22 protein-coding genes and 1 pseudogene are annotated in these 17,920 nt (G+C 68.2%); 13 read left to right on the top strand and 10 right to left on the bottom strand.

Annotated features, from left to right (window positions below):
• Positions 1-410, bottom strand: a pseudogene (locus RTM68_RS05630) (DNA recombination protein RmuC); the annotation flags it as partial.
• Positions 411-425: 15 nt separating this feature from the next.
• Positions 426-1,019 carry an exonuclease domain-containing protein gene (locus RTM68_RS05625; RefSeq protein ID WP_194764783.1) on the bottom strand — a complete coding sequence of 198 codons (594 nt, stop codon included), beginning with the start codon at positions 1,017-1,019 and terminating at the stop codon, positions 426-428.
• A gap of 59 nt (positions 1,020-1,078) precedes the next feature.
• Here RTM68_RS05625 and RTM68_RS05620 point away from each other — a divergent pair, with 59 nt between their 5' ends.
• Genes RTM68_RS05620 through ychF form a run of 3 tightly spaced genes read left to right on the top strand, consistent with a single transcriptional unit; the run spans position 1,079 to position 3,640 of the window.
• Positions 1,079-1,828 (top strand): class I SAM-dependent methyltransferase, encoded by a 750-nt coding sequence (locus RTM68_RS05620; protein WP_312169099.1) that lies wholly within the window; start codon positions 1,079-1,081, stop codon positions 1,826-1,828.
• A complete protein-coding gene (locus RTM68_RS05615) occupies positions 1,821-2,555 on the top strand; it encodes an HAD family hydrolase (RefSeq protein WP_312169096.1) in 735 nt (244 codons plus the stop codon). Before RTM68_RS05620 ends, RTM68_RS05615 begins: the two co-directional genes overlap by 8 nt.
• 11 nt (positions 2,556-2,566) lie before the next feature.
• Positions 2,567-3,640, top strand: coding sequence for a redox-regulated ATPase YchF (ychF, locus tag RTM68_RS05610; protein WP_312169093.1), 1,074 nt, complete (start codon positions 2,567-2,569; stop codon positions 3,638-3,640).
• Positions 3,641-3,704: 64 nt separating this feature from the next.
• Here the strand turns inward: ychF and RTM68_RS05605 are convergent, their stop codons facing one another.
• Positions 3,705-3,995, bottom strand: coding sequence for a hypothetical protein (locus RTM68_RS05605; protein ID WP_312169090.1), 291 nt, complete (start codon positions 3,993-3,995; stop codon positions 3,705-3,707).
• Positions 3,996-4,071: 76 nt separating this feature from the next.
• On the bottom strand, positions 4,072-4,848 hold the full coding sequence (locus RTM68_RS05600) for an alpha/beta fold hydrolase (RefSeq protein WP_312169088.1): 777 nt from the start codon (positions 4,846-4,848) through the stop codon (positions 4,072-4,074).
• An 84-nt stretch (positions 4,849-4,932) separates the two neighbouring features.
• On the opposite strand from RTM68_RS05600, the gene RTM68_RS05595 reads away from it, so the two are divergent.
• The 6 genes from RTM68_RS05595 (at position 4,933) to RTM68_RS05570 (ending at position 10,453) form a co-directional block, all read left to right on the top strand.
• Complete coding sequence (locus RTM68_RS05595) at positions 4,933-6,699, top strand: GNAT family N-acetyltransferase (RefSeq protein ID WP_312169086.1); 1,767 nt, start codon at positions 4,933-4,935, stop codon at positions 6,697-6,699.
• 39 nt (positions 6,700-6,738) lie between these two features.
• Positions 6,739-6,894 (top strand): hypothetical protein, encoded by a 156-nt coding sequence (locus RTM68_RS05590; RefSeq protein ID WP_312169084.1) that lies wholly within the window; start codon positions 6,739-6,741, stop codon positions 6,892-6,894.
• A 24-nt stretch (positions 6,895-6,918) separates the two neighbouring features.
• Positions 6,919-7,440 carry a hypothetical protein gene (locus RTM68_RS05585; protein WP_312169082.1) on the top strand — a complete coding sequence of 174 codons (522 nt, stop codon included), beginning with the start codon at positions 6,919-6,921 and terminating at the stop codon, positions 7,438-7,440.
• A gap of 154 nt (positions 7,441-7,594) precedes the next feature.
• A complete protein-coding gene (locus RTM68_RS05580; protein WP_312169080.1) occupies positions 7,595-8,155 on the top strand; it encodes an alpha/beta hydrolase in 561 nt (186 codons plus the stop codon).
• Between the two features lie 29 nt (positions 8,156-8,184).
• Complete coding sequence (locus RTM68_RS05575) at positions 8,185-8,697, top strand: isochorismatase family protein (protein ID WP_312169078.1); 513 nt, start codon at positions 8,185-8,187, stop codon at positions 8,695-8,697.
• A 91-nt stretch (positions 8,698-8,788) separates the two neighbouring features.
• Positions 8,789-10,453, top strand: coding sequence for an ABC-F family ATP-binding cassette domain-containing protein (locus tag RTM68_RS05570; protein ID WP_312169077.1), 1,665 nt, complete (start codon positions 8,789-8,791; stop codon positions 10,451-10,453).
• 84 nt (positions 10,454-10,537) lie between these two features.
• Here the strand turns inward: RTM68_RS05570 and RTM68_RS05565 are convergent, their stop codons facing one another.
• The 3 genes from RTM68_RS05565 to RTM68_RS05555 form a co-directional block, all read right to left on the bottom strand.
• On the bottom strand, positions 10,538-10,882 hold the full coding sequence (locus RTM68_RS05565) for a LysR family transcriptional regulator (RefSeq protein ID WP_194764773.1): 345 nt from the start codon (positions 10,880-10,882) through the stop codon (positions 10,538-10,540).
• A gap of 130 nt (positions 10,883-11,012) precedes the next feature.
• A complete protein-coding gene (locus RTM68_RS05560; RefSeq protein ID WP_194764772.1) occupies positions 11,013-11,312 on the bottom strand; it encodes a Fe-S cluster assembly protein HesB in 300 nt (99 codons plus the stop codon).
• A 76-nt stretch (positions 11,313-11,388) separates the two neighbouring features.
• A complete protein-coding gene (locus RTM68_RS05555; protein WP_312169072.1) occupies positions 11,389-11,937 on the bottom strand; it encodes a GNAT family N-acetyltransferase in 549 nt (182 codons plus the stop codon).
• Positions 11,938-12,037: 100 nt separating this feature from the next.
• Between RTM68_RS05555 and RTM68_RS05550 the strand changes: the two genes are divergently transcribed.
• Positions 12,038-12,580 (top strand): DNA starvation/stationary phase protection protein, encoded by a 543-nt coding sequence (locus RTM68_RS05550; protein ID WP_312169069.1) that lies wholly within the window; start codon positions 12,038-12,040, stop codon positions 12,578-12,580.
• 21 nt (positions 12,581-12,601) lie between these two features.
• Here RTM68_RS05550 and RTM68_RS05545 read toward each other — a convergent pair whose 3' ends face one another.
• Positions 12,602-13,138, bottom strand: coding sequence for a DUF6328 family protein (locus RTM68_RS05545; RefSeq protein WP_312169067.1), 537 nt, complete (start codon positions 13,136-13,138; stop codon positions 12,602-12,604).
• 69 nt (positions 13,139-13,207) lie between these two features.
• Here RTM68_RS05545 and RTM68_RS05540 point away from each other — a divergent pair, with 69 nt between their 5' ends.
• On the top strand, positions 13,208-13,429 hold the full coding sequence (locus tag RTM68_RS05540; protein ID WP_312169065.1) for a hypothetical protein: 222 nt from the start codon (positions 13,208-13,210) through the stop codon (positions 13,427-13,429).
• A gap of 24 nt (positions 13,430-13,453) precedes the next feature.
• Here RTM68_RS05540 and RTM68_RS05535 read toward each other — a convergent pair whose 3' ends face one another.
• Positions 13,454-14,035, bottom strand: coding sequence for a 1-acyl-sn-glycerol-3-phosphate acyltransferase (locus tag RTM68_RS05535; RefSeq protein ID WP_312169063.1), 582 nt, complete (start codon positions 14,033-14,035; stop codon positions 13,454-13,456).
• Between the two features lie 93 nt (positions 14,036-14,128).
• Between RTM68_RS05535 and RTM68_RS05530 the strand changes: the two genes are divergently transcribed.
• Positions 14,129-14,272: a hypothetical protein gene (locus tag RTM68_RS05530; protein ID WP_312169061.1), complete on the top strand. Its 144-nt coding sequence runs from the start codon at positions 14,129-14,131 to the stop codon at positions 14,270-14,272.
• 25 nt (positions 14,273-14,297) lie between these two features.
• Here the strand turns inward: RTM68_RS05530 and RTM68_RS05525 are convergent, their stop codons facing one another.
• Positions 14,298-15,776: an MDR family MFS transporter gene (locus RTM68_RS05525; protein WP_312169060.1), complete on the bottom strand. Its 1,479-nt coding sequence runs from the start codon at positions 15,774-15,776 to the stop codon at positions 14,298-14,300.
• Between the two features lie 178 nt (positions 15,777-15,954).
• Here RTM68_RS05525 and RTM68_RS05520 point away from each other — a divergent pair.
• The coding region (locus RTM68_RS05520) for an ABC transporter ATP-binding protein (RefSeq protein WP_312169153.1) at positions 15,955-17,920 on the top strand (1,966 nt) is incomplete at its 3' end.

Raw genomic sequence — 17,920 nt, 5'->3', positions numbered from 1 at the left:
TGGACGCGAACACACCCGCGAACGACATCCTGCGCCCGTCTGAGCTGCTCGGCGAGAGAGCCGAACTGCGCATGACGCTCCTGCTCGATCGCCGCGACCTTCTGCTGCATGTGCTGAAGGCTCTCGCGCACAGGAGCCAGAGCCGTGAGCACGGCGTTCTGCTGCTGCACGCGCTGGGCCTCGGCACGCTGTTCGTGCCGTGCGTGCTCCACAGCGTCGCGGTACAGGTCGTACTGCCTGTCGCGATCGTCACGTGCGGCCGCGAGTTCGGCCTGTGCGCGGGCCAGATCAGCCGCCCCGCGCCCCGCGCGCAGGAACCACCCCGCGGCGGCGCCGACCACCAGCGCGGCCAGGAGAAGAGCGATCGTCAGAGCATCCATGTGCTCCATGATGCCCGGGGCCACGGACATCCGTGGGAGGTGCGCTCAGGCGACCGCGCGCTCCGGCGTGGCGACCACGGGATCGGTCACCCGGATGCTCAGAGAGTCGGCGAGCTCGAACAGGTCCGACGCATCGACTCGACGGGCGGCGTCGATCACGATGTGCGCGCAGGCGAGAGCATCCGCGAGGGCGTCGTGATGAGAGAAGCCGGTGAACCCCGCAGCTTCGGCCGCCTTGGGGAGGCGGTAGGAATCGAGCTCGTAGGTCTTGCGGGCCACCTGCAGGCTGCAGAGCGAGCGATACGGAGGGCAGTCGCCACCGGTGGCCTCGGATGCGCGGCGCAGAACGTTGAGGTCGAACCCGGCGTTGTGCGCGACGAGCACATCAGCGCCGGCGAAGGCGCACAGACGGTCGAACTGGTCGACCCAGGACGCGGCCGTGAGCACGTCCTGCGCACGGATGCCGTGGATGCGTGTGTTCCACTCCTGGAACTCGTCATGACCGGCGGGAGGTCTGATCAGCCAGCCTGCAGTGGCGACGACCTGGCCGTCGCGCACTCGCACGAGTCCGACGGAGCACGCCGAGGCGGGGCTGGAATTCGCCGTCTCGAAGTCGATGGCGGTGAAATCCAGAGGCACCTCTCCACTCTCTCCCGGTGCACCGGCCGCGTGAGGAGGACGCGCCGTAGGCTGGCCATATGAGTGCAGACCAGGCGACATCGTTCGGCGCCGAAGCCGCGAACTACGAGGCCGGCAGGCCCGAGTACCCCTTCGACGCCGTCGCGTGGATGCTCGAACCGATGCCTGCAGGGTCACGCCGCATCGTCGACGTCGGCGCCGGGACCGGCAAGCTCACCCGCGTCATCGCGCATGCTCCGGGCGCCGAGGTCGTCGCCGTCGATCCCGATCCCGAGATGCTCGAGGCGCTTCGACGGAGCGTTCCCGGAATCCCGACCTTCCAGGGATCCGCCGAACGCATGCCCTTGCCGGAAGCGAGCGTCGACGCGGCCGTGCTCGGACAGGCGTGGCACTGGGTCGACCCGATCGCCGCGTCGACGGAACTCGGTCGCGTCGTGCGCCCCGGAGGGGTGCTCGGGCTGATCTGGAACATCCGCGATGAGCGTGCGGACTGGGTGCGTCGGCTCACCGACATCATGCACAGCAGCTCCGCGGAGAACATGATCAACGGCCCCGGCTCCGGCGGGCCCCGCGTGGAGGCGCCGTTCGCGCGGCTCGAGACGCAGCGCTGGGAATGGCACCGCCCGATGACCAGAGCGCAGCTGCGCCAGATGGCGCTGTCGCGCAGCTACCTCATCACGGCACCGCCGGAGGAACGAGCGGAGATCCTCCGGGGAATGGATCAGCTCTTCGACGAGCTCGGGCTCGCCGACGGCACGATCGATCTTCCCTACGTCACCCATGCCTTCCGCGCCGTGCGCGATGAGTGAGCCCCTCGCGGCCCTCTTCTTCGACCTCGACGGCACGCTGGTGCGCGAAGGGGCGGGCGAAGCAGTGCAGCGCACCGCCGTGACGCTGGCGCAGCGGCACGGACTGTCGGCCGAGGGCATCCTCGCCGCCAACACCTCCGCCTGGCGCGACTGCTGGGCCGATCAGGGGGAGCGGTGGATGCGCGGCGAGCTCTCTGGCGATGCGTTGCCGCGAGACATCTGGCAGCGCACCCTGGAGCGTTTCGGGCAGGACGACCCGGCGCTCGTGGACGAAGCCGTCGAGATCCATGTCCGCGAGGAGAAAGCGACCTTCACGCTCTTCGAGGAGTCGCTCGAGGTGCTCGATGCCCTGCGAGCGGATCGGATGCCCCTGGGCCTCATCACGAACGGACCCGCCGAATCGCAGCGGGCCAAGCTCGTGGCCGCGGGGATCGACGACCGCTTCGACGTCGTGATCGCGTCGGGTGACCTCGGCGTCGTCAAGCCCGAGCCGGAGATCTTCCGCCATGCGCTCGATCTGCTGGGCATTCGGGCCGCACAGGCCGCGCATGTCGGAGACAGCTTCACCGCCGACATCGTCGGAGCGGCGAGCGTCGGAATGCACGCGGTCTGGGTCAATCGCGAGGCCGACGCGCCGCCCCGGACCGACGTGCCGCACCACGACTGCCGCTCGCTGCGTGATGTCCTCGCGCTGGTCGCGCAGGAGAGCGACAGCCGGGGCCGGTAGACTCGACCCCCGTGGCTCTCACTATCGGAATCGTCGGCCTGCCCAATGTCGGCAAGTCCACCCTCTTCAACGCTCTGACCAAGAACGACGTGCTCGCGGCGAACTATCCGTTCGCGACGATCGAGCCGAACGTCGGGGTGGTGAACCTGCCCGATCCGCGTCTCGAGAAGCTCGCCGAGATCTTCGGCAGCGAGCGCATCCTGCCCGCCGCCGTGTCGTTCGTCGACATCGCCGGCATCGTGCGCGGTGCGAGTGAGGGCGAAGGCCTCGGCAACAAGTTCCTCGCGAACATCCGCGAGGCGGATGCCATCGCGCAGGTCGTCCGCGGCTTCGCCGACGATGACGTCGTGCACGTGGACGGGGCCGTCAACCCGGCATCCGACATGGAGACCACCAACGCGGAGCTGATGCTCGCCGACCTCGAGACGGTCGACAGGGCGATCACCCGCTACGAGAAGGAAGTACGCGGCAAGAAGATCGAGCCGGTCGTGCTCGAGACGGCTGTCGCTGCGAAGGATGCTCTGGAGCGCGGCGTGCTGCTGTCGGTCGCGGGCATCGACCTGGCGCCGATCCGCGAGCTGGGACTGCTGACGTCCAAGCCGGTCATCTTCGTCTTCAACGTCGACGAAGCGGTGCTCACGGATGACGCCCGCAAGGCCGAGCTCGCGGCTCTCGTCGCGCCGGCCAAGGCGATCTTCCTCGACGCGAAGATCGAATCCGAGCTGATCGACCTCGACCCCGAGGACGCCGCCGAGCTTCTCGCCTCGACCGGACAGGACGAGTCGGGCCTCGACCAGCTCGCCCGCATCGGCTTCGACACCCTCGGTCTGCAGACGTACCTCACCGCAGGCCCCAAGGAAGCTCGCGCCTGGACGATCCCCAAGGGCTCGAAGGCTCCGCAGGCTGCAGGAGTCATCCACACCGACTTCGAGAAGGGCTTCATCAAGGCCGAGATCGTGTCGTTCGACGACCTCGTCGAGACCGGCTCCGTCGTCGAAGCCCGCTCGAAGGGCAAGGCGCGCCTCGAGGGCAAGGACTACGTCATGCAGGACGGCGACGTGGTGGAGTTCCGCTTCAACAACTGAGCCGAGTCCTGCGCGAGGGCCGAGGAGATCGGAAGGCGACTCCTACGCAGCCGCGGATCGAGGATCAGCTCTCGTCGCCACCGCGAGCACGCACGGTCCAGCCGATCTGCACCAATGCCTCCTCAAGGCGCTCGGCGGCAGCGAGCGCGACGTCGACGCTCGCGTCAGAGCAGACGTCGATCGCGATCGGCGGTGGGTCGGCGAAGCGCGGTATCTGCACCTCTGCCCAGGCGTCCGGCGAAAGCGGTACGCGTGGGGACGAGGTGCGTGCGTCTCGGATGGCACTGTCCGCCGCGAAGGCGATGACGTCCAGCGCATGGAGCTTGGTGATCGGCATGTCCACGACGATGGTCACGACGAAAGTCGCGTCTGCGGAATCCCCGAACTCTGGCCTCACGGCATGAAGATATCACTCGGCGTGAACAGCCGATCTAGCCGTGACGCTCGACGTCCTGTCGCAAGAGCACAGGCCAGGCTTCGACATCTCCCGGGGTGCGAGCGATCGTCAGAGTCGCGTGGGGGAGCAGTGCGGCGAGGCGTTCCGCGGTGGAAAGAGGATGGCCCGGATCGTCGACCCACGCCAGGATCGTCGTCGGCACATCGATGCGTGCGACGCTCTCCGGCGAAGGCAGGTCGCTGAGTCCGGCGCCTCGAAGCAATGACGGCAGGAGAGCATCGGCGACATCAGGTGAGGTGTCCGGCGCACCGACGGTGGCCGGTGGTGGTGTGCCGCGCGTGCCCGCGAGGAATGCTTCCACGCCGTCGGATTCGATGAGCGCAGCCGCCGTTCGGTAGATCGCGGCCTGATCGGCTCTGGTCTCCCACGCTGTGGGCGGCACCATGAGGGTGAGCCCGGCGAAGCGGTCCGGCACGAGCGACGCCGCGTGCAAGAGAGTTGCGGCGCCCATGGAGGGGCCCACTCCGTGCACGGCTTCGCCCGGGAACCAGTGGTCGAGTACACGCAGAAGGTCCTCTGCGAGGTTCTCCCAGCGATAGTCCGCGGGGACCTTCCGCCCCGTCGATCGACCGTGGGCGCGTGCGTCGTATCGCAGCAGTCGAGTCCCGCTGAGTCCTCGACCGAGGTCGAGATTCAGCACCCGGTCTCGGGCCCGGCTCGAGGTGAGGCCGTGCAGCTGAACGACCGGGTGTCCGCCTTCGTCGCTCAGGGCCACGGCCAGTTCGGCTCCGGGAACCTCGAGAGTGGGCATCAGGCTCCTCGATCGGTGACCGGCCGCGTCGGGTCGGGCGGTCGTGGAGTTTTCAGGTTATCCGGGAGCGATAAGGTACTGCGCATGCGACTGACCAACGTCACGCACCTCCGCCTCCCGTTCGGACGGCTCTGGGGGTACGACGTGAGCGCGTCTGACCTCGGGCGTCGCCTCCCCGTGTCGTTCGATCAGCGACTCCATGTCGGAGCCGGTGACCGACCAGGCTCCTGGATGGCACTCTCCTTCCGCTTGCCCGCGCCGACTCGTCGCGAGTCGATCGCCGATGCGTGGCTGGCCGTCATCGCCCGACACGGCACGCTGAGAACGGCATTCGCGCCCGGTGCCGATGGCGATCCGGTGCTTCATGAGATCGAGGTCGGCCCCGGCCACTGGGTCGAGCACGAGGTGGGACCTGGCCAGGCTGTCAACGACGCGCTGCGGGACATCCTCGACGAGGCGTGTTCGCCCTATCGTCGTCCCTCCCACCGCCTGTGCGTGTTGGAGACCGCCGCGGGGCTCACGGTCGTGATCGCAGCCGACCACGCGCACGTCGACATGTGGTCGATGCTGGTGATCGCGCGCGACCTGCTGTCCGCGCTCGACGCGGGGAGCGCGGGGATGACGCCGGCAGCCAGGACGGCACCGGCCTTCGTCGAACACACGCAGGCGCTGCTGGACCGGGATGCTGCACCGGATCGTGTGCGCCGGCGATGGGGAGACATCATCGAGGACAGCGGGGGCGTGATGCCCCGGTTCCCGCTGTCGCTGGGCGCTCCTGAGCACCATCGTGAGCGCGTGGAAGTGCGCGATGTGTTCGATGTCGACGACGCCGCGGCGTTCGCCGCGCAGGCCCGAGACGACGGCGTCTCGACCCTCGCTCGCGCAGTGGTCGCGATGACCGCGGTGACCCGCGAGTTGGCGGATGCCCCGCTACGCGCCGTGTTTCCCGTGCACAGCCGCTTCGATGACAACTGGCATGACTCGGTCGGGTGGTTCATCACCAACTCGGTTCTCGAGTCAGACCTCGCCGAACCGCACGCGGCGGCGTCCGCGGTGAGAGAGGCGGTGCAACTGGGCGCATGGCCGCTCGCGGACGTACTGGCGCCGTGGGGCGACATGCCCGTGGCTCCCGGAATGTTCGCGATCTCCTGGCTGGACCTGCGCAGGCTGCCGGTGCGGATCGACTCGATCGGGCTCGACGCCCAGTACGTCGGCGCGGCGACCGCCACCGACGGCGTCATGCTGTGGTTCATCCTGGATGAATCGGGTCTGCATCTGCGATGCCGTTATCCCGACACGACTGAGGCTCGCGCCAACGTCGGCGGATGGCTCGATCTGCTCGTCGCCCGGCTGCAGGCGGAGGCACGGTCCTCTGTGCGCGGGCGGTTGCATGTGGCAGGCCGGACCTTCCGGATCGAACGAGCGAGCCGCGATGACATCGAGGACATCGCAGCGCTGCTGCTCGATGATCAGTTCGGCGCGGATCGTGAAAGCGTCGAGCTCGAGCGGTATGAGTCTGCCTTCAGCGCGGTCGCTCGAGACGGTTCCCACTATCTGGGGGTCATCCGCGACAGCGCCGACCGCATCGTCGCCACCATGCAGCTGACCGTGATCCCGGGTCTCTCCCGCGGTGGCTCGACCCGACTGCAGATCGAGGGACTGCGAGTCGCGGCAGGGGAACGATCACAGGGCCTGGGCGCGGCGATGCTCGAATGGGCCCACGAGTTCGGCCGCGCGCGCGGGGCGAGATTGGCTCAGGTCACCACCGACGAGGCACGGGATCGGACGCGCGCCTTCTACGCCCGACTCGGATACCAGACCGCCCACGTCGGACTGAAACGGCACCTGTAGCGGCGTACGCTGTGCGTGTCGCCGACCGAAGGATTCGCCATGTCTGACCACCACGAGCACATACCCGCCCCGGGCGAGCCGTCAGTCCCGGAGCTCGAACTCGACGAGACCGTCGCGCCGCGACCGGAGGAGGAGATCGCCGACGCCCTGCGTGCGAAGCCTGACCTGGGGGACCACAGTGCGCATTCCGGATGACGGTCGTGCGTGCAGGCGTGCCGCGTGATGCGCTCGCCCCGTCGTGCGGTCGCGGTCCTCGGCCTCATAGGTCTCGTCTGGGCTCTCGCCGGATGTTCGCTTCTCGGCATCCCGCAGAACCTCACCGCCGATGAGCTCGCAGAGATGTCGGTCGCCGTGACCGAGGCGCAGCCGTCGCTCGAGGCCACGCTCACTGCGGACTCGAAGACCTGTGAGGGCCTGTGCCAGCACGTGGCGGTGAATCTCGTGCCGCGGACCGATGCGTTCGAGCCGGTCGAGATCGGCCTTGCGATCCGCGAGGCCGATACGCTTCTCTCCGCGCGGGACATCACCTCGTTCGACGTGTGCTTCCACTCGACGTCGTGGGATGAGAGCGCGGCGGAGGATCTCGGGCGCAAGCTCGCCGAGGTCGGCGGACTGACCTACCCGGCAGATGCGACGAAACCGGGCTCCTTCCGGCCGATGTACGACTGCGGGTCGTTCGCGGTGATCGACGCGCGCGAACTCCTCGACGCCTACCTCGCAGAACAGGGCGTGAGCGACTGACCGGGCCCCGGCCGGTTCCGGCGAGGGCGGAACTGGGCCCGCGGCACGTTCGCCCGCAGTGGCGGGATACGCTGGATGCCGAGGCACGGCCATGCTCATCTCGTGAGCTCGCCCGCCTCTCCACCACCGCGACGGCACGAGGAGAACCACGCCCATGACCGAGACCCAGATCTTCGAGCCCGAGGGCCGCGCCATCCCGTTCGCGGATGAGGGCGACGGGCCGGTCAAGCTCGTGCTGATCCAGGAGCAGGGGCTCGCCGCCGATGTGCTGGGCGTCGCCGCGCACTACCTCGCCGAGGAGGCAGGCTTCCACGTGCTGCGCGTCGGTCACCGTGCCGGTGAGGCGACGCTCGACGAGCGCGTCGACGATGTCATCGCGGTGATCGACCACGTCGGCATCGACGACACCTGGGTCGGGGGACACGGCTTCGGTGGAACCATCGCTCGTGCTCTGGTCGCGGCCCACGCGGAGCGCGCGAACGGTCTGCTGCTTCTGGGTGTCGAAGACGTCGACATCGCGGTCGCCCCTGCGATCCCGGTGCTGATCGTGCAGGGGACGGAAGACACCGACACCCCGGCGACGAACGCCGAGGCGCTGCACGCGACGATCCCCGACCGCTCGAGCATCAAGACGATCGCCGGCGATCACCTGTTCCCGATGCATCACCCGATCGAGACCGGTGTGATCATCGAGGAATACCTGGACTGGGACTGACGTCGGTGCCGTCGCCCGAGCGCACTGTCGTGCTCGCGATCGATCTGCAGGCAGGCGTGATGCCAGGATGCTTCGACGAACAGGGCGTGCTCGCTCGCGCCGCAGGACTCGTGGCGCGTGCCCGCACTGCTGATGCCCCGGTTGTCTGGGTGCACCACGACCCCGTCGGAGTGGGCACCCCCGAGTGGGAGCTCGCGGCTCCGCTGCAGCGCGCCGAGGGTGAGCCGCTGGTGCGCAAGAGCTACCGGGATTCGTTCGCCGGCACGGACCTGCGAGAGACACTCGACGAACTCGGCGCGACACGACTCGTGATCATCGGCGCGCAGTCGGATTTCTGCGTGCGCACCACGATGCAACGTGCGGCGACCGAGGGGTACGACGTCACCCTCGTGAGCGACGCGCACACCACCGTCGACGCCGAATGGGACGGCGTGCCGATCTCGGGTGAGCAGATCGTCGCGCACACGAACATGTACTTCTCAGGGCTGCGGTATCCGGGGCAGGACTTCGCGCTCGCCGCGCACGATCAGGTCGTGTTCTGAGGCGTTCTTCGCCCTGTCCTGCTTCTTCATCGTCTGGTTCTCGCTCTTCTTCCGCGCGATCGGCTGCCCGTTCACCTGACAGACTGGTCTGATGACCGCAACGCTCGTCGCCCAGAATCTCGCAGGTGGCTACGGGCACCGCATCCTCTTCGAGGGCCTCGATCTGACGGTCGCTCCCGGCGACGTCGTCGGTGTGGTCGGCGCCAATGGAGCGGGCAAGTCCACCCTGCTCCGGATCCTTGCAGGTGTGCTCCCGCCCGCTGACGGCAGCGTCTCGCTCGCCCCGACCGACGCCTTCGTCGGCTGGCTTCCGCAGGAGCATGAGCGCATCGAGGGTGAGACGGTCGCCGAGTACATCGCGCGCCGAACGGGATGCGCCGACGCGACCCGGGAGATGGATGCGGCCGCAGCCGCGCTGGGCGATCCTTCCCTCGCACCGGCGGGCACGGATCCCGCCGACACCTACTCGGTCGCGCTCGATCGCTGGCTCGCGAGCGGTGCCGCCGACCTCGACGAGCGCATCCCGGCAGTGCTGGCCGACCTCGGCCTGCCGAGCGGCGGCGGCGTCGCAGCGGATGCGCCGATGACAGGCCTGTCGGGCGGCCAGGCTGCCCGCGTCGGACTCGCCGCCCTGCTGCTCTCGCGCTTCGACATCGTCTTCCTCGACGAGCCGACCAACGACCTCGACCTCGACGGCCTCGATCGGCTGGAGTCCTTCGTGCGGGGGCTTCGAGGCGGCGTGGTGCTCGTCAGCCATGACCGGGAGTTCTTGGCGCGCAGCGTGACGCGCGTGCTCGAGCTCGACCTCGCGCAGAACTCCCACCGTGTCTACGGCGGTGGTTATGACGCGTACCTCGAGGAACGTGCTGTCGTACGTCGTCACCTGCGCGAGAAGTACGACGAGTTCGCCGAGAAGAAGGCCGACCTGGTCTCCCGTGCCCGTACGCAGCGCGAGTGGTCGAGCCAGGGCGTGCGCAACGCGATGAAGAAGTCGCCGGACAACGACAAGATCAAGCGCAAGGCGTCGATGGAGTCGAGTGAGAAGCAGGCGCAGAAGGTGCGCCAGATGGAGAGCCGCATCGCTCGCCTCGACGAGGTCGAGGAGCCGCGCAAGGAGTGGCAGCTCGAGTTCACGATCGGTTCGGCACCGCGCTCGAGCACCGTCGTCTCGACGCTGAACTCAGCGGTGTTCCGACAGGGTGACTTCACGCTGGGTCCGGTGTCCCTCCAGATCGACGCGGGCGACCGCATCGGCATCACCGGCCCGAACGGCGCCGGCAAGTCGACCCTGCTCCGCGGACTGCTCGGACGACAGCAGCCGGTCGAAGGCTCGTCGGCGCTCGGCAGCAGCGTGCAGATCGGCGAGATCGATCAGGCCCGCTCGCTGCTGGTCGGCGACGCGCTCCTCGCCGACACGTTCGAGGGATTGGTGCCCGAGATGGCGTCAGCCGAGGTGCGCACGCTGCTCGCGAAGTTCGGATTGAAGGCGGACCATGTCACGAGACCGGTCGGCGGACTGTCTCCGGGGGAGCGCACGCGGGCGGCACTGGCGCTTCTGCAGGCTCGCGGCGTCAATCTGCTGGTGCTCGATGAGCCGACGAACCACCTCGACCTGCCTGCGATCGAGCAGCTCGAGCAGGCACTCGAGTCGTACACGGGCACTCTGCTTCTCGTCACCCACGACCGCCGCATGCTCGACGCCGTGCAGACGAACCGCCGGTGGGGCGTCGAGGCCGGCCAGGTCAGCGAGCTCTGATGCTCAGCCGGATCTGACGCTCAGCGGCGCTGACCTTCAGCGGCCCTGGCTTTCAGCGGCGCTGACCTTCAGCGGCCCTGACTTTCAGCGGCCCTGGCGCTTCTTGTAGGGCTTCGGCTGACCCTTCACGATGGGTGCTCGGCCCTTGCCCTTCGACGCCTTCGCTTTTCCGCCGGCCGGCGCCACCGTCTTCGGAGCAGGCGGGGGAGCGGCAGCGACCGTCGCCCGAGCTTCCTCGAGGAACAGCTCGCCGACGCTCGTCAGACGCGGCGTCCCTTCGCGGTTGATGAGAGTGTGGCCGACCTCGGCCTCCAGCTTGTCGAGTGAGGTGTAGAGCGAGGCGAGCGGAATCCCCAGCTCCTTCGCGGCACGGGGGAAGTGCAGCGTGTCGGCGAGGACGACGTACCGGCGGAGCAGTGCCAACTTCATGCGGGGGAACGGTCCTTCTGGAGCGACGACGATCGCGGCTCTCCGTCTAACTTACGCGAGCCTGGTGCGCGGGTGCTCCGAACGCACGGATGCCGCGGCTCGATGAGCCGCGGCATCCGTGAAGTCTTGTTCAGGCGACCTTCGGGAGGACGGCGAAGGACACCGAGCCCTCGTCGTCGACGCCGGCGTCGAGGATCTTGTCGTCGAGGGCCGCGGCGGCGGTCTCATCGAGGAAGAGACGGGTGCCCGAGACCTCCACCACCTGGTCGGCGGGTTCGGGGTCGGGAGTGACCAGGACGGCGAGGCGCGCTCCGCCGTCGGGCCCGGGAGCGGGCGTGGAGTGAATGCGGAGCCCTGCGTCGGTGGCGTCGGTCTGACGGCTGACGAGGGTGTTCACGATTGCGGTGGCGTTATCGGTGAGGGTGAGCACGAGACTCTCCTTCCGGTTGCGGTCACGGCGCGGGTGCGACGTGTCCGGGCCACGATTCCTCACCCGCCGATGCGTTTCAACCCGACGCGCCCGGTTCGGAGGGGTCTCCCACCTGATCCAGAGGTTTTCTCAGGAACACCTGATCCGTGCCGTCTCCCTGCGGCACACGTTCCGCTTCGCGGTAGCCGCACGCCTCGTACAGCCGGATGTTCGCCTCGCTCAGGCTGCCCGTGAAGAGCTCGGCGACGTGTGCCGAGGAGGAGTGCTCTGCGGCCTCCAGCAGAGTGCGGCCGATGCCTTCGCCCTGCATGTCCGGCGCGATGGCGATGCGGCCGATCAGCAGCACGCCATCGTCCTCGACGTACCGGATCGCGCCCATCAGTCGACCGTTGAGCCGGGCCGTCAACCCGCCGCCCGAGCGCAGCTCGGCTTCGACCTCGGCCAGTGTCTGTGTCAGCGGCGGCATGTCGGCGGAGCCGTAGATCTGCGCCTCCGAGACGAAGGCTGCTCTCTGCAGCGTGAGGACCTCACCGGCATCTGCGTCGGAGATCGTCGCGATCGCCACATCGGATGGTGCGTCGTCCCTGAACGGTTCGCGGGTGTCGTCGGTGCTTTCGGTCGTCATCACCTGCGCAACGATCGGGCGTGGGGCGCTGCACTGTCAACCCCCTGGGCGGGTCGAGCCTGCGGGCGTACGGTCGCAAGTCGACACGAGGAGGACAGTCATGGCTGAGAACACGAAGTCCAAGACCGCCGGCGCATCGAAGCGTGGAGCGAAGACGACCCGGCGGCAGAATGCCGAGAAGGGCTTCACCGCCTCCACGACGCTGGCGGCCAACCTCCAGATCGTACTGGTCGATCTGATCGAGCTCTCGCTGCAGGGCAAGCAGGCGCACTGGAACGTGGTCGGCCGCAACTTCCGAGACACGCATCGCCAGCTCGACGAGATCATCGATGCCGCGCGCACCTTCAGCGACACGGTCGCCGAGCGGATGCGCGCGCTGCACGCAGTGCCCGACGGTCGCACGGACACGATCGTCGAGACCACGTCGCTTCCCGCCTTCCCGGCGGGCGAGGTGTCGACCACCGACACGATCGATCTGATCACCGCGCGCCTCGATGGAGTGGTCGGCACGATCCGCGAGGTCCACGACGCCGTCGACGACGAGGATCCGACTTCTGCCGACATCCTGCACGCCGTGATCGAGAGCCTCGAGCAGTTCGCGTGGATGGTCAGCGCCGAGAATCGGAGTCCGGCGGGTCGCTGACGCACGAGGTGCTGCGGGAGGTCAGTTGCGACCGGCCTCCCGCAGCCCGCGGTCGGCCTCGCGGTGCACCAGCTTCGGGAGCACGAGCCAGAGCAGCAGGACCCCGATCAGGGAGGACACGAGAGCGATGAGCCCCGCCGCCCTGTTCACGGTGAAGTCGATGATGAGAGTCGTGACGCCGATCGTCAGCGCGGAGATCGCCACGAGATCGATCTTCACGATGCGAGCCGCCACCCGAACCAGTTCGGGCTTGCGGCTGCTGCCGAACAGCGCCCGGTGCATACCGACGGGTGCGAGCGCGAGGATCGTCGCCAGTGCCGCCAGAGCGACGAGCACCACGTACACATCGCGCTGGAACTCATCCATGTCTTCGAAGCGCGGCGTGAAGGCGACGGCGAGCAGGAATCCGGTGAGGATCTGCGTGCCGGTCTGCATCACGCGCAACTCCTGCAGGAGCTCCTCCCAGTTGCGATCGGCGCGCTCGTTGCGTGTCTCGTCTCGCCCGTCGAGGCGATCGTCGCGCTCTGCAGACGGAGCGGGGCGGTCATCAGGTCTCATCGGCCCAGTCTCCCGGGCGGGCTCCGATCCTGTCCAGCCACTTGCGCAGCCGCCCCGAAGGAGGCCGAGATGACACTTCCCCCGATCCGTGACTGGTGGTCGGAGCTGTCGCTCGAGGCCCGCGTCGAGGTGCTCAGCGACGCAGCACCCCATCTCGGCGAGAAGGCGCGCGACGAGATCCGCACGATCACGGGAGCGGTGGTCGGCATGGCCGAGAAGCTCTCAGACGACGACCTCGACTACGCCCGCTCCGAGGCGCGCGCGGAGATCGAGAGCGAGGCCACCGACTGACCGGAGAGTCGACGCTCCCGTGGGTCAGCGACCGTCGGACGCCTTCTCCTCGCGCAGGCGGGGAACCGTGCGTCGTTCCGGGCGCAGCCCCGCCTTGTCGGCGTAGAACGCGCGGATCCGGTCCATGTCGGCCGAGACGTCGCCCGTGAGATCGAGAGTGGGGCCGAGCCCGGTCGTCATGGTCGTCCTGTCGACGAAACCGAGCGTGACCGGCATCCCGGTCTCGCGCGCGATGCGGTAGAACCCCGACTTCCAGTACTCGTTGCCGCCCCGGGTGCCGTCGGGAGTGATCACCAGACCGAAGACACTGCCCGAATGGACCTGCGCCACCACGTCGTTGACGACTCGAGCGGGGTCGGATCGATCCACGGGGATGCCTCCGAGGCCCCGCATGATCGGACCCCGCCAGCCGCGGAAGAGGCTGCTCTTGCCGAGCCAGTGCACCTCGATGCGCAGGCGCCAGGCGATGGCGAGCATCAGGACGAAGTCCCAGTTGGAGGTGTGGGGCGCACCGATCAGGATCGTCGGACGTGTCGGTGTTGCCTCGGCAGTGAGGGTCCAGCGGCTGAGCGTCCAATACAGTCGGGCGACGAGTCGTTTGAGCACCCGTCAACCGTAGGGGAGCACGCCTGTCGATTCGCTGTCGGTCGGCGTGTCGATTTCGACGCCGCCCACGTCCATCAGGCGTAGCATCGAGGGATGGCAAAGACACAGGACTCCGTCGAGCAGGATGCACCCGTCGTGCTCCAGCCGATTCCGGAAGCTCTGAACCTGCTCGAGAACGACTCCGTCGGATACTGCAGCGGCGGCGTCTGCCACATCCCCGCGCCCAAGACGCCGTAGGTGTTAGACGCCGCCGTTGCGGCGATCAGTGCCCGGCGTGCATGCCCGCCGCGACGTCGTCGGCCGGCTTGCGCACGAACGCACTCAGGGCGACCGCGGCGAGCGAGATGATCGCTGCGATGAGGAATGCCATGCGCGCGCCGGGTGCTCCTGCGGCAGCCGTCTCGAGGCCCTCGGCCTCGCCTGCGTGCAGGATCGCCGAGTAGGTCACGGTGAGCACCGCCACTCCGGCTGCGCCGCCCACCTGCTGGAGCGTGTTGAGCACCGCGGAGCCGTGCGAGTAGAGCGAGCGCTGAAGCGAACCGAGCGACGCCGAGAACAGCGGCGTGAAGGACATCGCGAGGCCGACGGACATGACCGCCTGCACGATGATGAGCACCCACCACACGGTGTGCTCGCCGACGGTCGAGTAGTAGAAGAGTGCCGCCGACACGAGGATCGTCCCGGGGATCAGGAGCGGACGGGTGCCGCGCGCGTCGTACACGCGACCCATGATCGGACCCAGGAGGCCCATCAGAACGGAACCGGGCAGCAGGATGAGTCCCGACTGGAGGGCGTTGAGTCCGGCGACGTTCTGCAGGTACTGCGGGAGCAGAGTCAGTGTGCCGAACATCGACAGCGCGAGGATCGTCATGATGATGACCGAGAAGGTGAAGTTCACGGAACGGAAGACGCGGAGATCGAGCAGCGCGTCGTCGACCCGCTGCAGCACGAGCTGACGCCATACGAAGAGTGCCAGAGCCACGGCGCCGACGACCAGCGAGCTGATGCCGACGACCTCACCGGACCCTCCGTGCCCGCCGAACTGGCTCAGACCGAAGACGATGCCGCCGAAGCCGAGCGCAGCGAGGGGGATCGAGATCACATCGAGCGGCACGGCGCGGGTCTCGCCGAGGTTCGTCATCCACTTGGCGCCCATGAGCAGCGACACGATCGCGATCGGCAGCACGATGGCGAACAGCGCGCGCCAGTTGAGCGTCTCGAGAACGGCGCCCGCGAGCGTCGGGCCGATGGCGGGAGCGAGGGAGATGACCAGACCGACGCGGCCCATCATGCGACCGCGCGACTGCGGCGGGACCACGTTCATGATCGTGGTCATGAGCAGCGGCATCATGATTCCGGTGCCGGCAGCCTGGATCACGCGGCCGGCGAGAAGGACCTCGAAGCCGGGAGCGACCATCGCCACGAGCGTGCCCGCTGAGAACGCCGTCATCGCCGCGATGAAGACCTGGCGGGTGGTGAACCTCTGGAGGATGAAGCCGGTGGTCGGGATCACGACGGCCATCGTGAGCATGAACGCGCTCGTGAGCCACTGTCCGAGCTCCGGCGGGATGCCGAGGTCGGTGTTGAGATGCGGGATCGCGATCCCCATCGTCGTCTCGTTGAGGATCGCGACGAACGCCGCCACCAGCAGCAGCCAGATCACGCGCATGTCGCTGCGGGGGATCTCGCCGGGAGCCGTGGCGGGGGGCGTGGTGATCGAACCGGTGTCGACGGCAGACATGCGGCCTCCTAGGCACAGAAGAAAGAGGGAGGGAGCGCGCGAGTGCGCGAGGAACATTCAGCGTAACCACAGGTTCGGACATTTCATTCCGGATTCGGTCGAATCCGCTCTCGGCGGAGCCGGATCGCGCGGATCGACCCGCGGCGTCCGATGCCCTGGTTACGCTGACTGGATGAGCATGGGTGGGATGCATGGCGGGTTCCGCCGCATGGATGAGGACACGCAGCGTCGGCTGAATGCCGACGCGCCTCGGATCAGCGGACTCGGGGCGAGGGTGATCGCACTCTTCCGGCCCTATAAATGGCGCATCGTCGTCACGGGCATCCTGGTCGTGCTCGGCGCGGGCATCGCGGTGATCCCGCCCCTGATCGTCCAGCGCATCTTCGACGATGCGCTCTTCCCTGTCGACGGCGGCGGCCCGCAGCTGCAGCTCCTGATCTGGCTGGTCTCGGCGATGGTCGTCCTCTTCCTGCTCTCCGCGGTCCTCGGGGTGGCGCAGACCTGGCTCACATCGACCGTCGGAAACAGCGTGACCGGCGACCTGCGAGTCCGGCTGTTCGAGCATCTGCAGGCGATGGAGCTCGGGTTCTTCACCCGCACGAAGACGGGAGTCATCCAGTCGAGGCTCCAGAACGACGTCGGCGGGGTCTCCGGAGTGCTGACGAACACCGTCACCAGCATCCTCGGCAACGTCGTCACGGTCATCGCCTCGCTCGTCGCGATGATCCTGATCGACTGGCGCCTCACGCTGATCGCGGTCGTCCTGATGCCCTTCCTCATCATCGTGCAGCGACGCGTCGGGCAGGTGCGGGCGCGCATCGCGGGCGAGACGCAGGAGTCGCTCTCCGAACTCACGTCGATCACGCAGGAGACTCTGAGCGTGTCGGGAATGCTGCTCTCGAAGGCATTCAACCGGCAGCGCACCGAGTCCGCCCGCTATCAGGCCGAGAACCGCAACCAGGTGACTCTGCAGGTACGTCGGGCGATGAGCGGTCAGGGCTTCTTCGCGGTCGTCCAGGTGCTCATGGCGAGCGTCCCGGCGGTCATCTACCTCGTCTCCGGCTATCTGATCGCGGGTGGAACCGGAGCGATCACGGCGGGAACGGTCGTCGCGTTCACGACGGTCCAGGCACGGCTCCTGCAGCCGCTCATGGGCCTGATGCGTGTGTCGCTCGATCTGCAGACCTCCTCCGCCCTGTTCGCGCGGATCTTCGAGTACCTCGACCTGGTCCCCGAGATCCGGGACGCACCGGATGCCGTCTCGGTCGACGAGGCGCCCGGGCCACGCGGACGCATCGAGTTCCGCGACGTGGTCTTCCGGTATCCCGACGCCGCGCCGGAGGCTCGGGCCACGTTGCAGGGCGTGTCGTTCGTCGCCGAACCGGGCCGGCACGTCGCGTTCGTCGGCCCGTCCGGGGCAGGCAAGACCACCGTCCTCTACCTCGCTCCACGGCTGTACGAGGCTCGCGGCGGGGCAGTTCTGTTCGCCGGCGAAGACGTGCGCGCGCTCACGCAGGAGTCGATCATCGACAACGTCGGCATCGTGTCGCAGGAGACCTATCTGTTCCACGCCACGATCCGCGAGAACCTGCTCTACGCCAAGCCCGGCGCGACCGAGGAGGAGATGATCGCGGCCTGCATCGCGGCGAACATCCACCACATCATCGCGGGTTTCGAAGACGGCTACGACACCGTGGTCGGCGAGCGTGGCTACCGGCTCTCCGGCGGGGAGAAGCAGCGCATCGCGATCGCCCGCGTGCTGCTCAAGGACCCGCCGGTGCTGCTGCTCGACGAGGCGACCTCCGCTCTGGACACCGTGTCGGAGCGGGTGGTGCAGGAAGCCCTCGACGAGGCTGCGAAGGGACGTACGACACTGACCATCGCCCACCGCCTCTCGACGGTGATCGGTGCCGACACCATCCACGTGCTCGAAGCGGGGCAGATCGTCGAGTCGGGGACGCATGCGCAGCTCCTCGCTCGGGGAGGGCTCTATGCCGAGCTCGCCGCGCAGCAGGTCGCCGCGTCGCGCGTGATCGAGACGGAGGCCGTGATCGAAGACGCGGTCACCGGGGGAGTGGCGGCCGCGCTCTCGCACCGCCGCGCCGACCGAGCGCCCGCTGACTCGGCGGGTGCCGATGCCGTCG

It is taken from the genome of Microbacterium sp., assembly GCF_031988965.1.
Taxonomy (GTDB): domain Bacteria; phylum Actinomycetota; class Actinomycetes; order Actinomycetales; family Microbacteriaceae; genus Microbacterium.
The sequence above is the reverse complement of the archived record's forward strand: the minus strand, read 5'-3'. Positions and strand labels throughout refer to the sequence as shown.

Excerpts from the sequence above, each read along its gene's own strand:
- RTM68_RS05620 (WP_312169099.1), top strand. The coding sequence starts at position 1,079 with ATGAGTGCAGACCAGGCGACATCGTTCGGCGCCGAAGCCGCGAACTAC.
- RTM68_RS05565 (WP_194764773.1), bottom strand. The coding sequence starts at position 10,882 with ATGAAGTTGGCACTGCTCCGCCGGTACGTCGTCCTCGCCGACACGCTG.
- RTM68_RS05590 (WP_312169084.1), top strand. The coding sequence starts at position 6,739 with ATGTCTGACCACCACGAGCACATACCCGCCCCGGGCGAGCCGTCAGTC.
- RTM68_RS05530 (WP_312169061.1), top strand. The coding sequence starts at position 14,129 with ATGGCAAAGACACAGGACTCCGTCGAGCAGGATGCACCCGTCGTGCTC.
- RTM68_RS05615 (WP_312169096.1), top strand. The coding sequence starts at position 1,821 with ATGAGTGAGCCCCTCGCGGCCCTCTTCTTCGACCTCGACGGCACGCTG.
- RTM68_RS05595 (WP_312169086.1), top strand. The coding sequence starts at position 4,933 with ATGCGACTGACCAACGTCACGCACCTCCGCCTCCCGTTCGGACGGCTC.
- RTM68_RS05540 (WP_312169065.1), top strand. The coding sequence starts at position 13,208 with ATGACACTTCCCCCGATCCGTGACTGGTGGTCGGAGCTGTCGCTCGAG.
- RTM68_RS05580 (WP_312169080.1), top strand. The coding sequence starts at position 7,595 with ATGACCGAGACCCAGATCTTCGAGCCCGAGGGCCGCGCCATCCCGTTC.
- RTM68_RS05600 (WP_312169088.1), bottom strand. The coding sequence starts at position 4,848 with ATGCCCACTCTCGAGGTTCCCGGAGCCGAACTGGCCGTGGCCCTGAGC.
- RTM68_RS05545 (WP_312169067.1), bottom strand. The coding sequence starts at position 13,138 with ATGAGACCTGATGACCGCCCCGCTCCGTCTGCAGAGCGCGACGATCGC.
- RTM68_RS05525 (WP_312169060.1), bottom strand. The coding sequence starts at position 15,776 with ATGTCTGCCGTCGACACCGGTTCGATCACCACGCCCCCCGCCACGGCT.
- RTM68_RS05550 (WP_312169069.1), top strand. The coding sequence starts at position 12,038 with ATGGCTGAGAACACGAAGTCCAAGACCGCCGGCGCATCGAAGCGTGGA.
- RTM68_RS05555 (WP_312169072.1), bottom strand. The coding sequence starts at position 11,937 with ATGACGACCGAAAGCACCGACGACACCCGCGAACCGTTCAGGGACGAC.
- RTM68_RS05570 (WP_312169077.1), top strand. The coding sequence starts at position 8,789 with ATGACCGCAACGCTCGTCGCCCAGAATCTCGCAGGTGGCTACGGGCAC.